Below are 12,887 nucleotides of genomic sequence, written 5' to 3' on the forward strand. Positions count from 1 at the left end.
GCATCACGTCTCCGTCACCGGCCCGATCGGGCCCCCGGTTGTCGTTCCGTCGCAGCCGGCACCCGCCAGATGACGCGCGCGCCGCAGATCTCATTCGGCGGCCGCCCGGTTCCGCCGGGCCGCCATGCGGCACCAGGCGGCGATGAAGGCCTCGGCATCATCGACCGTGCTGCCGGCCCCCAGGCTGACCCTGATCGCCTGGCCGGCCAGATCCCCCAGCCCCATCGCGGCCAGCACCGGGCTTGCCGCCACCTTGCCCGAGGAGCAGGCGGAGCCGGCCGAAACCGCGATCCCGGCCAGATCCATCCGCATCACCTGGGTTTCGGAGGCGATGCCCGGCAGCACCACCGACAGGGTGTTGGCGACCCGGCCAAAGGCGGCATCCCGCCCCGGGAACAGGACATCCGGCGCCGCATCGGCAAGTGCCGCCTGGATCCGATCGCGCAGCGCCGCCAGACGCAGCGCCTCGGCCGCCCGATCCGTGGCGCACAGCACCGCGGCCGCCGCCCCGAAACCGGCAATGCCGGCCAGGTTCTCGGTACCGCCGCGGCGGCGGTATTCCTGCCCGCCGGGGATCAGCGCCGCAGGTTCGATCTCCGGCCCCGCGACCAGCACGCCCACACCCTTGGGGCCGCCGATCTTATGGGCGGAGAGTGACAGGAAATCGACGGCACCGCACAAGGTTCCGAGGTCGAGCCGTCCGGCGGCCTGCACCGCATCGCAGGCGACGCGCCCGCCCCGGGCATGGACCAGCGCCGCGATCTCCGCCACCGGCTGGATGACCCCGGTCTCGTTGTTGACCGCCATCACCGCGACGAGCGCACCGGCGCCGCCATCCGGCAGCCGATCCAGCGCGGCCGCGACCGCATGCGGGTGGACGACGCCCTGATCGTCGACCGGAATGCGCGGGGCATGGGGCGCCGCCGCCAGCACGCTGTCATGCTCCACGGCCGACACCGCAAGCGGGCCCACCGCGGCCTGATGCAGCATCCAGGCATTGGATTCGCTGCCGCCCGAGGTGAACAGCACCCGGTCGGGCCGGGTGCCGCAGAGTGCGGCGATCTCGGCCCGGGCCTGTTCCACCACCGCCCGCGCGGCGCGGCCCTCGGCATGAACCGAGGACGGGTTGCCGGCCAGATCCAGCACCTCGATCATCCGCGCCCGCGCCGCCGGCAGCAGCGGCGCACCGGCATTGTGATCCAGGAAATGACGCACGGCACCGGTCATGGGTGATCATCCCGATGCGCCGCGGCCAGATCGGCGATGCTGACCCGGGCGAGCCTGTCGCGGACCCCGGCATCGACCGCCTGCCAGAGGGCGACCACGCCGCAGCCGAAACGGCCTTCCACCCCCCGCAGCCGGCCATCGCCGCCTTCGACCGCGGCCACCACATCGGCGACGCTGATCGCCTCGGGCGCGCGGGTCAGGCAGTAGCCGCCGGCAGCCCCCCGGGCGCTGCGCACCAGGCCGCGCCGGCGCAGCTTGCGGAACAGCTGCTCCAGATAGGCGGGCGGAATATCGGCACAGGTCGCGATGTCGGAAATACAGGTCGGCGTGGCGCAGCGCCGCCGGGCCAGTTCGACCATGGCCACCACGGCGTAATGCGCGCGGGCGCCCACCCGGACCACACCCGACCCGCCCGCCGCCTCCCGCGCGGCCGGGCGTGCATGCCGGGGCAGATCGGCGGTCCCGGAACAGTCGGGGTCGGCGGTTTCGATCGCGGCACTGTCGAAGCTGTCGGGCATGGGGCGCAGCCTGGCGTTTGTGGGGCGGGTGGGGCGCAGATCCGGAAAGGTCAGCGCCGGTCGGCGGCGCCGGGCAGGCGATGGATACGGGCTTCGGCATCGGTGACCGCCCGGGCATGGGCGTCGGGGTCGAGCCCGGCCTCCAGCTCGCTCACCCGCGCCGACAGGCGCTGCACCTCGCTCAACAGCCCGTCGACGATCCGCGACATCGGGTCCGGCAGGTCGGGAGTACCGATCGCATAGGCGTCGAAACGGCGCATCTCTTCGTCCAGCCCGCCGCGGGCCTTGACGATCCGGCCCGGGATGCCGACCACGGTGGCGCCCGGCGGAACGTCCTTGACCACCACGGCGTTGGAGCCGATGCGAGCATCGGCGCCGACCGTGATCGGCCCCAGAACCTTGGCACCCGCCCCCACGATGGTGCCTTCCAGCACGGTGGGATGGCGCTTGCCCTTCTCCCAGCTGGTGCCGCCCAGGGTCACGCCCTGATACAGCGTGACGTTGTCGGCGATCTCGGTGGTTTCGCCGATCACCACGCCCATGCCGTGGTCGATGAAGAAGCCATGGCCGATGGTGGCGCCGGGATGAATTTCGATGGCGGTCAGGAAGCGCCCCAGATGCGACACCCAGCGCCCGAGCAGCTTGAAATTCCGCCGCCACAGCCAGTTCGCGACCCGGTAGATCATGATCGCGTGGAAGCCGGGATAGCAGAGAATCACCTCCAGCCGGCTGCGCACCGCGGGGTCACGATCGAACACCACGTCGATCTCGCGTTTCAGGCTCTTGAACATGGCCTCGCACCGTGTGATATCATCCGCCACCCTGCGTCCGGCGACGGACTCCGTTATGGCGCCCCGACCGCTGCGCGCGACCCGACGTCGTTTCGACGGACTCTACGGATATCCGACCGAAACAGTCAAGATTGTCCGTCATCACCGGCCCCCGCCCGGGCGCTTAGACGTCGGCAACGACAATACTGGGAGCAGCAATGCCCGAAGTGATCATCAACGGACCCGAAGGACGCCTTGAAGGCCGGTATCACCACGGGACGGCGAAAAACGCGCCGATCGCGCTGATCCTGCATCCGCATCCGCAGCATGGCGGCACGATGAACAACAAGGTGGCCTACACCTTGTTCCAGACGTTCAAGGCCCGCGGCTTTTCGGTGCTCCGCTTCAACTTCCGCGGCGTCGGCCGGTCCCAGGGCAGTTTCGACAACGGCCAGGGCGAGCTGTCGGATGCGGCATCGGCCCTCGACTGGATGCAGAACTACAACCCGAACGCCACCGGCTGCTGGATCGCCGGCTTCTCGTTCGGGGCCTGGATCGCCATGCAGCTGCTGATGCGCCGGCCCGAGATCGACGGCTTCATCTCGGTCGCGCCGCCGGCGAACATGTATGATTTCACCTTCCTCGCCCCCTGCCCGTCTTCGGGGCTGATCATCCATGGCGACCGCGACGACATCGTCTCGCCCGATTCGGTGACCAAGCTGGCGGCGAAGCTGAACAGCCAGAAGGGCATCACCATCGAGCACAAGGTGGTACCGGGCGCCGACCATTTCTTCGGCCAGCAGCTGGAGACGGTGGCGGCGCTCAGCGACGATTATCTGACCCGCGCGGGGCTTTGAGGCGCGGAAAGCGGAACCCGGATGATGGGGATAAGCGGCAAAGAGCCACGGACGGATTAATTTCGGCCCAGGTATAACGTAGGGGGCCGATTTTGATTGTCGCCGTCCACTATCTCAGCCACGATTCCCCGCATCTTTTCATGGGAGAAACATCATGCATGCTACCGTTGCTCCCCCATTCGTTCCGGTCGGGAAGATCAAATGCTTCGGGCCTTTCGGGCCGAAATACGAGGTCGGCCATGTTCTTCGTCAGTTGGACGATGGCGATTGGATGGTCGAAGTCACAATGGTCGAGACTGGCGAGACGGCCGAGTACCGCTTGACGCACCTGTCGGATGATCCTGAGGCAAGCTGATGTACGCGGTGGCTTTCGATCTGGTGGTCGCCGATACCGAGAAACATCATCCCAAGGGTGTCACCCAGGCATACACCGAAATTGGAGCGGCACTCGCAGATCACGGCTTCCGCCGTGTGCAAGGCAGCCTGTACGTTACCGACGACGAGGACATGGCAAACCTGTTCCTGGCAATACAGTCGCTGCGATCAAAAGCATGGTTTCCAAGATCTGTGCGAGACATCCGCGCATTCCGCATTGAACAGTGGTCCGACTTTACTTCAGTGGTGAAGGCATAAACACAGGGCCTGGCTGTTTCGGCCCCCACCTGCCTTCACATAGAACACGCCCCCTCAGCTGCGCCTCAACAGGCGCAGCGCATTGGCGGTGACCAGCACGGTGGCGCCGGTATCGGCCAGGATCGCCGGCCACATGCCGGTCAGTCCGGCGATGGTGGTGACCAGGAAGACCAGCTTCAGGCCGATCGCGATCGCGACGTTCTGACGGATCACGCCCATGGTCCGGCGCGACAAGTCGATCAGCGCCGGCACGCCGGTGACGCGGTCGTCGAGCAGGGCCGCATCGGCGGTTTCCAGCGCCACATCGGTGCCGCCGCCCATGGCGATGCCGACCGAGGCCGCCGCCAGCGCCGGGGCGTCGTTGATGCCGTCGCCGAGTTTGGCGACCGGGCCGCGGCCGGTGCGGGTCAGATCCTGCACGATCCGGGCCTTGTCTTCGGGCATCAGCCCGCCATGGCCCTCGATGCCGAGACGGGCGGCCATGGCCGATGCGGTGGCCGGGGTGTCGCCGGTCAGCATCACCGCGCCGATGCCGCGGCGCTTCAGCGCCGCCAGCCCGTCCAGCGCATCGCCGCGCGGGGCATCCTCCATCGCGATCAGGCCCAGCGGCCGGCCGGCCTCGGCCAAGACCGCGATGCTGTGGCCGGCCTCCCCCGCACGCGCGATCGCCGCGGCCAGGTCCGCATCATTCTGTCCGCGGCCATTGCCGAGCAGAAGGCTGCGTCCCTCGACCACCCCGCTCAACCCCTCCCCCGGGATCGCACGAACATCGCGCGCCGGCGGCAGGATCAGGCCGCGGGTGCCGGCCTCGTCCAGGATCGCCCGGGCGATGGGGTGGGCGGCGCCGGTCTCCAGCGCCGCCGCCAGGCGGACGACATCATCGGCCGCCAGCGTGCCGAAACCTTCGACCGTCACCACCCGCGGCCGGCCCTCGGTCAGGGTACCGGTCTTGTCGAAGGCGACGGTGCGGATGGCCGCCAGCTTTTCCAGCACCGCACCGCCCTTGATCAGCAGCCCCCGGCGGGCGCCGGCTGCAAGCCCCGAGGCGATCGCCGCCGGGGTCGAGATCACCAGCGCGCAGGGGCAGGCGATCAGCAGCAAAGCGAGGCCGCGATAGATCCAGACCGACCAGTCGGCGCCGGCCAGCAGCGGCGGCAGCACGGCGGTGGCGAGCGCCAGCCCCACCGCAATCGGCATGTAGATCCGGGCGAAGCGGTCGATGAAGCGGGCGACCGGGGCCTTGGCCTCCTGCGCCTCTTCCACCAGCCGCACCACCCGGGCGATGGTGTTGTCGGCGGCGGCGGCCGTCACCCGGATGGTGATCGCACGATCCTGGACGACGGTGCCGGCGAAGACGTCGTCGCCGGTCAGCTTCTCGCGCGGGACCGATTCGCCGTTGACCGGGCTTTCATCGATCAGCGCCGCCCCCTCGATGACCGCACCGTCGGCCGGCACCCGGTCGCCCGGGCGGACCAGGACATGATCGCCGACGGCAAGATCGGCCGCCGGCACGTCATGCACACGGCCATCGGCCGCAACGCGCCGGGCCGTGCGCGGCACCAGATCGGCCAGCGCCTTGATGCCCTTGCGCGCCCGGGCGGCGGCAACGCCTTCCAGCAGTTCGCCCACCGCGAACAGGAAGACCACCGTCGCGGCTTCGCCGGCGGCCCCGATCGCCAGCGCGCCGAGCGCCGCGATGGTCATCAGCATCTCGATGGTCAGAACGGATCCGCCGCGCGCCGCACGAAACGCCTGGCGCGCAACCGGCGCCAGCCCGATCAGCGCCGCGATCACGAAGGGCCAGGGATCGGCCACCGGCCAGGTCACCTCCAGCACCATCGCCACGGCCAGCATCAGCCCGGCGATGCCGACCAGCCGCGCCTTGGGGGTCTGCCACCAGGGGCCATCGATCGCGGCGCCATGGGCGTGCCCCTGGTCATGATCATGGTCATGGTCGTGATCGGTGCCGCAGCCCGCCGCCGGCGGGCCACCGATGGTGTAGCCGAGCGCCGTGATCGCCGCCTCCACCGCCGGCCGGTCCGGGGGCGTGGCGCCGGCGGGCGTCTCCACCCGCACCGTGCCGCCGGTCACGTTGACGCTGACATCCGACTGCGGTGCGACCCGGCCGACCGCCCGCTCGATCTTGAGCGCGCAGGAGGCGCAGTCCATGCCGCCGACCGACAGGCGGAGCACGGGGGCGGCACCGCCTTCGATGGCGGCTTCGGGGTCGTGAGGGCTGGCACGTCGCATCGCAGGGCCTCGCAGTTCGGGGGGAACGTCCTTGGATGCCCCCGATCCTGAGACCTACAGCGACTGTAGCTTCAAGCCCTTTTTTGCGAGCCGGTCGCACCCCACATGTCGAACAGCATTCCCGAGGGGAGACCCGGCATGACCGGCGGCAGGGCCGCGGCCCTTTCCATCGGATCCCTGGCGCGCGAGACCGGCGCCAAGGTCCAGACCATCCGCTATTACGAACAGATCGGCCTGCTGCCGGAACCGGCGCGCACCGCCGGCAATCAGCGGGTCTATGGCAAGAGCCATCGCGACCGGCTGGCCTTCATCCGCCATGCCCGCGAACTGGGCTTCCCGCTGGATGCGATCCGCGAACTGCTGTCGCTTTCGGACGACCCGGCCGCCCCTTGTGCGACCGCCGACCATATCGCCCGCGACCAGCTGGCGGCGGTGGAAGCGCGCATCCGCCGGCTGGAGGCGCTGAAGATCGAACTCGAACGCATGCTTTGCGATCATGCCCGCACCGGCACGATCGCCGATTGCCGGGTGATCGAGGTGCTGGCCGATCACAGCCATGGGCATTGCGTGGTTCATCACGAAGAAGCGGAGGCCGGGGCGGAGCCGGCCGACATGGCCGCTGCCGTGAAAACTTCGTGAGGCATCAGGAAGCCCGCGTCAGAGGCGTGGGAGTGTGATATCCAAAAGCGTCGGGTCGCATGAACAGGCCTGATGCAGTGTGACGGACGGGCAGTCAGGCGGACGGGCAGTCAGGCAGACGGGACGGGCGGGCATGGTGACGTTTTCGATGAAGCGGGCGGGCTGTGCGGAGCATCGCCGGACCGCACGTGGCCGGGGCAGCGATTTTGTCGCCTTCTTTCGCGCCTGGATGGGCGATCCGCTCCGGGTCGCCTCGGTCATGCCCTCGGGCGAAGGGCTGGCACGGCTGATCACGTCGGAAGTGACGCCTGCAACCGGCCCGGTCCTGGAGCTCGGCCCCGGCACCGGCGTGTTCACCCGGGCCCTGCTGGCGCGCGGCGTGGCCGAACGCGACCTGACCCTGATCGAATTCGGCGCCGAATTTGCCGGCATGCTGACCCGCCGCTTCCCCGAGGCGCGCATCGTGCAGGCCGATGCAGCGAAGCTGAAGCAGTGCCGGCTGTATGACGGCGCCCCGGCCGGCGCGGTGATCAGCGGCCTGCCGGTGCTGTCGATGCCCGCCCGCAAGGTGATGGCGATCCTGACCGGCGCCTTCGGCTATCTGAAGCCGGGCGGCGCCTTCTACCAGTTCACCTATGGGCCGCGCTGCCCGATTTCGCGCCGGATTCTGGACCGGCTGGGGCTGAAGGCGGTCAAGATCGGCTCCACCCGCCGCAATCTGCCGCCGGCCTCGGTCTATCGGATCACCCGGCGGCCGGCGCTGAAATCAGTGGTTGCGGCCTGATACCTGACCCACCACCTGCGCCCGGTGCAGCGCCCCGCCGGTGACCGCACCGTCGGTGGCGGTGGTCGAGGCGTAGGAGAGGGCGAGCCCGTCGGCCGCCCGAACCGCCAGCACCGCGAAGGCCTGGGCTTCAAGCGCATCGCCGTCGAGACCGACCTCGTCCACCGGCGCGACCGGCAGGTTGGACCGCGCGGCGATGGCGGCGCGCAAGGTGCGGTTGTGGCGGCCGCCACCCGCCAGCAGCACCCGTTCCGGCGGTTCGGCACCGGCGGCGACCGCCAGGCTGAGGCCGCGGGCGACCGCACGGGCGGTGAACTGCGTCAGCGTTGCGGCCGCATCGGCCAGCGGCAGATCCGCCACCAGGTCGAGTGCCGCGGCGAAGCGGTCGCGATCGAGCGATTTGGGCGGCGGCCGGTCGAAGAAGGGATCGGCAAGCAGCCGGCCCAGAATCGCCTCGTCGGCATGACCGCCCGCAGCCGTGCCGCCATCCTGATCGAAGGCCTGGCCGGTGCGGCGGCGCATCAGATCGTCGATCAGCGCCCCGCCCGGCCCGCAATCGAAGGCGAGCAGCCCGCCATCGGCACCGATGAAGGTGAGATTGGCGACGCCGCCGATGTTCAGCACCGCAACCGGCGGCGCCACCCCCGCCCAGGCCATCATCGCCCGATGGACCACCGGCACCAGCGGCGCACCCTCCCCGCCCCGGGCCATGTCGGCGCGGCGGAAATCGGAGACCGTGTCGATGCCGGTCAGGGCGGCGAGCCTTGCGCCATCGGCCAGCTGCACGGTGATGCCCTCGTCCGGCAGATGCAGCACGGTCTGGCCATGAAAGCCGATCAGCCGGACATGGGGGGCGATCTCAGGCACCGTTTCCAGCAGCGCGGTTACGGCGTCGGCCTGGGCGCGGGTCAACGCCGCCTCGGCCCGGGCGGCATCGACGAGCGGCGCCCGGCCGCCCAGCAGCCGGGACAGCGCCTCGCGCAGATCCGCCGGATAGGGCCGGAACAGGGTCGGCCCGAAGCCGGTGATGTCGACCCCGTCGGTTTCGACCAGGGCGGCATCGATGCCGTCGAGCGAGGTGCCGCTCATCAGCCCCACCGCCCAGACCGGCCGGCGGCGCGGCGCGCCGTCATCGGCAGAGGCGGCAATGACGGTGGGGTCGGGATCGGCCGGCACCGGCCGGCCGGCCATGCGGGCTGCGATGGCGACCAGCGATGGCGGAGCGGGAAAGCCCAGCGCGCGGGCGCGCGACCAGTCCTGTGCCGCCGGCCAGCCGGTGACGGCGGCCGTGGGCGCCGCCTCGGGCGCGATGGTGATCAATTCCGCCGCCTCTGGCCCCGCGACGCGGGCAACGGCGCCGACAAGATCCCCCGCCCGTATGGTGCGCGCAGGCAGGGCCACCAGCGGGTCGCCGCCCAGCGCCGCCGCCGGCAGACCGGCCAGCCGGATCAGCCCGTCCACGGTGGAGGCGACATCGGAAACCGCAAGCTTCAGCCCCGCCGGCAGCGGCAGAACCACCGCCTCTCCGGCAGGTGCTGCCGACAGCACCCGGGCCAGGCGGGCGACCGCGCTGGTGCCGCCGGCGGCGGCCGGCCGGTCGATGATGCTGGCGATGCGGGCGATGCGCGGATCGACCACGCCGCGGCGGCCGGCATCGGCGAGCAGCAGCTCGGCCGCGGCCTTGGTCGCGCCATAGGTGGTGGCCGGGCGCGGCGCATCGTCGTCGCCTGCGCTCGCCCGCGCCGTCGGCCCGCCATGGACCGAAATGGTCGAGGCGAAGACCAGCCGCGTCTGCCGCCCGCTTGCGGCGATCGCCCCGATCAGATGACGCACGGCATCGAGATTGAGGGCGGCCGCGGCCTCGGGATCGGCCTCGCCCGAGGGCGTGTTGCCGGCGGCCAGATGGAAGATCAGATCGGCCCCGGCACCGATCAGTGCGCGCACTGCATCGGCGCGGGTCAGATCGACGGCAAGCGGGCCGCCGCGGGCGACCTCGTCCAGCCGCTCGATCGGCCGGGCGGTGCCGTCGATCAGGATCGTGCCCGCCGCCTTCAGCTGCCCGACCAGCGCCCGGCCGATGAAGCCGGTCGCCCCGGTCACGATGATGCGCATCGGTCACGTCCCTCCGAGACTGCGTTGATCTGCCTGACGACGGATCGTCATCCCGCGGCCAGTCATCCCGCGGCCAGTCATCTCGCGGCCCGTCATCTGGCGGCCCGTCATCTGGCGGTGCGGGCGGTTTCATGCTACATCCGCCCGCGTATCCAAACCCGGTCGGCCCCCTGAACCATCCACGGCCGGCCGCTTTCGTGCAAGAGGAACCCTGCCGATGACCGATCGCCGCTACGTGTCCGACTTCGTGCGCGTAATGGTCGAGCGCGGCTATCTCCACCAGGCAACCGACCTGGAGGGGCTGGACGAGCGCTTGAACCAGGGCACGGTCGCCGGCTATATCGGCTTCGACTGCACGGCCAAAAGCCTGCATGTCGGCAGCCTGGTGCAGATCATGATGCTGCGCTGGCTGCAGAAGACCGGCCACAAGCCGATCGTGCTGCTGGGCGGCGGCACCACCCGGATCGGTGATCCGACCGGCCGCGACGAGGCCCGCAAGATGCTCGACGATGCCGCCATCGCCGAGAACATGGCCGGCATCCGCCAGGTCTTCGACAAGTTCGTGCAGTTCGGCGACGGCGCCACCGATGCGGTGATGGTCAACAATGCCGACTGGCTGGACGGGCTGGGCTATATCTCGTTCCTGCGCGACTATGGCCGGCACTTCTCGGTCAACCGCATGCTGACCTTCGAGTCGGTCAAGCTCCGGCTGGAGCGCGAGCAGCCGATGTCGTTCCTGGAATTCAACTACATGATTCTCCAGGCCTACGACTTCCTGGAACTGTCGCGCCGGCAGAACTGCCTGCTGCAGATGGGCGGCTCGGACCAGTGGGGCAACATCATCAACGGCGTGGAGCTGGGCCGACGGGTGGACGAGCGCGGCCTGTTCGGCCTGACCTCGCCGCTGATCACCCTCGCCTCGGGCCAGAAGATGGGCAAGACCGCGGGCGGTGCGGTGTGGCTGAACGCCGAGATGCTGTCGGCCTATGACTACTGGCAGTTCTGGCGCAACACCGCCGATGCCGATGTCGGCCGCTTCCTGAAGCTGTTCACCGAACTGCCGCTGGACGAAATCGCCCGGCTGGAAGCGCTGGGCGGCGCCGAGATCAACGAGGCCAAGAAGATCCTGGCCCATGAGGCGACGAAGATGGCGCATGGCGAAGAGGCGGCGCTCTCTGCCGCCGAAACCGCCCGCCGCACCTTTGAGGAAGGTGCCGCCGGCGAGGATCTGCCGGTGATCGTGATCCCCGCCGCCGAACTGGATGCCGGCATCCCGGCCTTCGAACTCTTCGCCCGCGCCGGCCTCGCCCCCAGCCGCAAGGAAGCCCGCCGCACCATCCAGGGCGGCGGCGCCCGCCTGAACGGCGAGAAGATCGAGAACGAACAGCAGCCGATCACCACGGCCTGGCTGGCCGATGGCCAGATCAAACTGTCGGCCGGCCGCAAGCGCCACGCGCTGGTGAAGATCGGCTGAGCCGCACCGGACAAGCGGTCGGGACGACATGCGGGCGGCACCGGTTGGGGTCGCCCGTTTTCCTATGCGCGCGCCATCATGTCGACGGGGTCCGTTCTCCGCGTTCATATAGTTCGTCGCGCGTCCACCTGCCGGCATTGACGACGTCCTGTCGGGACAGGCGGTCGAGCAGGCGTCGGCGCGCTGCAGTCACCCGCACCTCTTCGTCCTGGTCATCGACCGGCAGGGAACTGCGGGTCGCGTCATCTTCCGTCATCCTGATGGCCTCCCCCGTTGGTGCGTCGCGTCGAGTTTACGACGCCGCCTCAAACGCCGCACCGATCTCCAGCATCACCTCGTCCGAGACCATCGGCACGATATAGGTCATGCCGAAATCGCTGCGGCGGATGGTGGTCTCGGCCTCGAAGCCGATGGTGGCGGCCTGGTTCATGGGGTTGATGCCGGCGCCGGTGAAGCGGGCGTCGAGCACCACCGGCCTGGTGACGCCGCGGATGGTGAGGTCGCCGGTGATCTTCGCCGTCAGGCCGTCCACCTCGACCGCGGTGGAGCGGAAGGTGATGGTGGGGTGGGATGCCATGTCGAAGAAATCGGGGCTCCGCAGATGCTCGTCCAGCTCCGCGCTGGTGGTGACCAGGCCGTCGACCGGAACCTCCATCGCGACGCTGGCTTTCGACGGGTCGGCCGGATCGATCTGAAGCGTGCCGCTGGCGCCGCCGGCGATGCCGCGATAGGCGTTGAAGCCGAAATGGTCGACCGTGAAGGTGATCTGGGTATGGGCGGGATCGGCCGTGTAGCGGCCCGCGGCCACCCGTGACGGATCGGCCGCACCCGGCACCTGCTGCGCCATGGCCGGGACGGCAACGGCGCCGAGGCCCAGGCCGGCGCTGAGGCCCAGGCCGGTGCTGAGGATCGCGGCGGAGAGAACGGTCTTCATCATCGGCGGCATCCGATCATCCTTTCGAAACCGGTGGACGGCATATCTGCCCCGCAGTCTTTCACATCCGTCGTGACCATTGCGTGTGCGCAACCGCGTGACACCCCGCACAGCCCTGCCCCGATCGCAGGGCGGCCGCGCAAGGCGGGGGCTTGCCCTCAAGGCCGATCCGGCATAAATGTCGCCAGACAATCATTAGCACCCTATATATGTGGTCCCTATGAAATCCCGTCCCGCCACCCTGCGCTCCGACGTCACCAACGAGCTGGCCACCGCCAGCCGCAAGATGCGCACCGGTTTCGATGCGCTGGTCCGCACCCGCGGGCTGACGCTGGCCCGGGCGCGGGCGCTGATGCTGCTGGCCCGCCATCCGGGGATCAGCCAGACCGAACTGGCCGGGCTGCTGGAAATCGAGAACCCGACCGTGGTCCGCCTGCTCGACGGGCTGGAGAAACAGGGGCTGATCCGGCGGACGCCCGCCGAGACCGACCGGCGGGTGAAGCGGATCGATCTGACCGAAGAGGCCGAAGACCAGGTCGACGAAATCGAGGATCTGGCCGAGGTGATGCGCAGCACCATGGCGCGCGGCATCCCCGAGGCCGATCTGACCGTCACCCTGAAGGTGCTGCGCCGGATGATCGCCAATCTGGAAAGCGGCCCCGCCGCCGATGACGGGGAGGCGGATTGAG

14 protein-coding genes are annotated in these 12,887 nt (G+C 69.7%); 7 read left to right on the forward strand and 7 right to left on the reverse strand.

Annotated elements, in window-relative coordinates; genetic code table 11:
- Positions 1–90: 90 nt before the first annotated feature.
- The 3 genes from WI697_RS05490 to cysE are packed head-to-tail and all read right to left on the reverse strand — an operon-like array spanning position 91 to position 2,566.
- On the reverse strand, positions 91–1,227 hold the full coding sequence (locus tag WI697_RS05490) for a cysteine desulfurase family protein (RefSeq protein ID WP_345957735.1): 1,137 nt from the start codon (positions 1,225–1,227) through the stop codon (positions 91–93).
- Positions 1,224–1,745, reverse strand: coding sequence for an RrF2 family transcriptional regulator (locus WI697_RS05495; protein WP_345957736.1), 522 nt, complete (start codon positions 1,743–1,745; stop codon positions 1,224–1,226). Before WI697_RS05495 ends, WI697_RS05490 begins: the two co-directional genes overlap by 4 nt.
- A gap of 50 nt (positions 1,746–1,795) precedes the next feature.
- On the reverse strand, positions 1,796–2,566 hold the full coding sequence (cysE, locus tag WI697_RS05500; protein ID WP_228382373.1) for a serine O-acetyltransferase: 771 nt from the start codon (positions 2,564–2,566) through the stop codon (positions 1,796–1,798).
- 167 nt (positions 2,567–2,733) lie between these two features.
- On the opposite strand from cysE, the gene WI697_RS05505 reads away from it, so the two are divergent.
- The 3 genes from WI697_RS05505 (at position 2,734) to WI697_RS05515 (ending at position 4,005) form a co-directional block, all read left to right on the forward strand.
- Positions 2,734–3,372: an alpha/beta hydrolase gene (locus tag WI697_RS05505; protein ID WP_062763282.1), complete on the forward strand. Its 639-nt coding sequence runs from the start codon at positions 2,734–2,736 to the stop codon at positions 3,370–3,372.
- 154 nt (positions 3,373–3,526) lie between these two features.
- Positions 3,527–3,727 carry a DUF5397 domain-containing protein gene (locus WI697_RS05510; RefSeq protein ID WP_345957737.1) on the forward strand — a complete coding sequence of 67 codons (201 nt, stop codon included), beginning with the start codon at positions 3,527–3,529 and terminating at the stop codon, positions 3,725–3,727.
- Positions 3,727–4,005 carry a virulence factor gene (locus tag WI697_RS05515; RefSeq protein ID WP_345957738.1) on the forward strand — a complete coding sequence of 93 codons (279 nt, stop codon included), beginning with the start codon at positions 3,727–3,729 and terminating at the stop codon, positions 4,003–4,005. The genes WI697_RS05510 and WI697_RS05515 overlap by 1 nt, the downstream gene beginning before the upstream one ends.
- Before the next feature lie 54 nt (positions 4,006–4,059).
- Here WI697_RS05515 and WI697_RS05520 read toward each other — a convergent pair whose 3' ends face one another.
- Positions 4,060–6,255, reverse strand: coding sequence for a heavy metal translocating P-type ATPase (locus WI697_RS05520; RefSeq protein WP_345957739.1), 2,196 nt, complete (start codon positions 6,253–6,255; stop codon positions 4,060–4,062).
- Positions 6,256–6,393: 138 nt separating this feature from the next.
- Between WI697_RS05520 and WI697_RS05525 the strand changes: the two genes are divergently transcribed.
- Both WI697_RS05525 and WI697_RS05530 read left to right on the forward strand, forming a co-directional pair.
- Complete coding sequence (locus WI697_RS05525; protein ID WP_345957740.1) at positions 6,394–6,894, forward strand: MerR family transcriptional regulator; 501 nt, start codon at positions 6,394–6,396, stop codon at positions 6,892–6,894.
- 148 nt (positions 6,895–7,042) lie between these two features.
- Positions 7,043–7,678 carry a class I SAM-dependent methyltransferase gene (locus tag WI697_RS05530; RefSeq protein ID WP_385997803.1) on the forward strand — a complete coding sequence of 212 codons (636 nt, stop codon included), beginning with the start codon at positions 7,043–7,045 and terminating at the stop codon, positions 7,676–7,678.
- Here WI697_RS05530 and WI697_RS05535 read toward each other — a convergent pair.
- The gene (locus WI697_RS05535) at positions 7,661–9,790 is read right to left on the reverse strand and encodes an anhydro-N-acetylmuramic acid kinase (RefSeq protein WP_345957742.1); all 2,130 of its coding nucleotides are present in this window, start codon (positions 9,788–9,790) and stop codon (positions 7,661–7,663) included. The two genes, WI697_RS05530 and WI697_RS05535, sit on opposite strands and share 18 nt — an antisense overlap.
- Before the next feature lie 217 nt (positions 9,791–10,007).
- Between WI697_RS05535 and tyrS the strand changes: the two genes are divergently transcribed.
- On the forward strand, positions 10,008–11,264 hold the full coding sequence (tyrS, locus tag WI697_RS05540; protein WP_345957743.1) for a tyrosine--tRNA ligase: 1,257 nt from the start codon (positions 10,008–10,010) through the stop codon (positions 11,262–11,264).
- Between the two features lie 76 nt (positions 11,265–11,340).
- On the opposite strand, the gene WI697_RS05545 is transcribed toward tyrS, so the two are convergent.
- A complete protein-coding gene (locus tag WI697_RS05545) occupies positions 11,341–11,520 on the reverse strand; it encodes a hypothetical protein (RefSeq protein ID WP_062763955.1) in 180 nt (59 codons plus the stop codon).
- Between the two features lie 36 nt (positions 11,521–11,556).
- On the reverse strand, positions 11,557–12,201 hold the full coding sequence (locus WI697_RS05550) for a YceI family protein (protein WP_296716317.1): 645 nt from the start codon (positions 12,199–12,201) through the stop codon (positions 11,557–11,559).
- Positions 12,202–12,418: 217 nt separating this feature from the next.
- Between WI697_RS05550 and WI697_RS05555 the strand changes: the two genes are divergently transcribed.
- Complete coding sequence (locus tag WI697_RS05555) at positions 12,419–12,886, forward strand: MarR family winged helix-turn-helix transcriptional regulator (RefSeq protein WP_345957744.1); 468 nt, start codon at positions 12,419–12,421, stop codon at positions 12,884–12,886.
- Position 12,887 lies beyond the last annotated feature (1 nt).

Origin of the sequence: Tistrella mobilis, assembly GCF_039634785.1 — a bacterium.
Taxonomy (GTDB): Bacteria; Pseudomonadota; Alphaproteobacteria; order Tistrellales; family Tistrellaceae; genus Tistrella; species Tistrella mobilis.

What these genes read in the sequence shown, in the direction of transcription:
- WI697_RS05490 (WP_345957735.1), bottom strand. Translation starts at nt 1,227, where the DNA reads ATGACCGGTGCCGTGCGTCATTTCCTGGATCACAATGCCGGTGCGCCG.
- WI697_RS05495 (WP_345957736.1), bottom strand. Translation starts at nt 1,745, where the DNA reads ATGCCCGACAGCTTCGACAGTGCCGCGATCGAAACCGCCGACCCCGAC.
- WI697_RS05505 (WP_062763282.1), top strand. Translation starts at nt 2,734, where the DNA reads ATGCCCGAAGTGATCATCAACGGACCCGAAGGACGCCTTGAAGGCCGG.
- WI697_RS05510 (WP_345957737.1), top strand. Translation starts at nt 3,527, where the DNA reads ATGCATGCTACCGTTGCTCCCCCATTCGTTCCGGTCGGGAAGATCAAA.
- WI697_RS05515 (WP_345957738.1), top strand. Translation starts at nt 3,727, where the DNA reads ATGTACGCGGTGGCTTTCGATCTGGTGGTCGCCGATACCGAGAAACAT.
- WI697_RS05520 (WP_345957739.1), bottom strand. Translation starts at nt 6,255, where the DNA reads ATGCGACGTGCCAGCCCTCACGACCCCGAAGCCGCCATCGAAGGCGGT.
- WI697_RS05525 (WP_345957740.1), top strand. Translation starts at nt 6,394, where the DNA reads ATGACCGGCGGCAGGGCCGCGGCCCTTTCCATCGGATCCCTGGCGCGC.
- WI697_RS05530 (WP_385997803.1), top strand. Translation starts at nt 7,043, where the DNA reads ATGAAGCGGGCGGGCTGTGCGGAGCATCGCCGGACCGCACGTGGCCGG.
- WI697_RS05535 (WP_345957742.1), bottom strand. Translation starts at nt 9,790, where the DNA reads ATGCGCATCATCGTGACCGGGGCGACCGGCTTCATCGGCCGGGCGCTG.
- tyrS (WP_345957743.1), top strand. Translation starts at nt 10,008, where the DNA reads ATGACCGATCGCCGCTACGTGTCCGACTTCGTGCGCGTAATGGTCGAG.
- WI697_RS05545 (WP_062763955.1), bottom strand. Translation starts at nt 11,520, where the DNA reads ATGACGGAAGATGACGCGACCCGCAGTTCCCTGCCGGTCGATGACCAG.
- WI697_RS05550 (WP_296716317.1), bottom strand. Translation starts at nt 12,201, where the DNA reads ATGATGAAGACCGTTCTCTCCGCCGCGATCCTCAGCACCGGCCTGGGC.
- WI697_RS05555 (WP_345957744.1), top strand. Translation starts at nt 12,419, where the DNA reads ATGAAATCCCGTCCCGCCACCCTGCGCTCCGACGTCACCAACGAGCTG.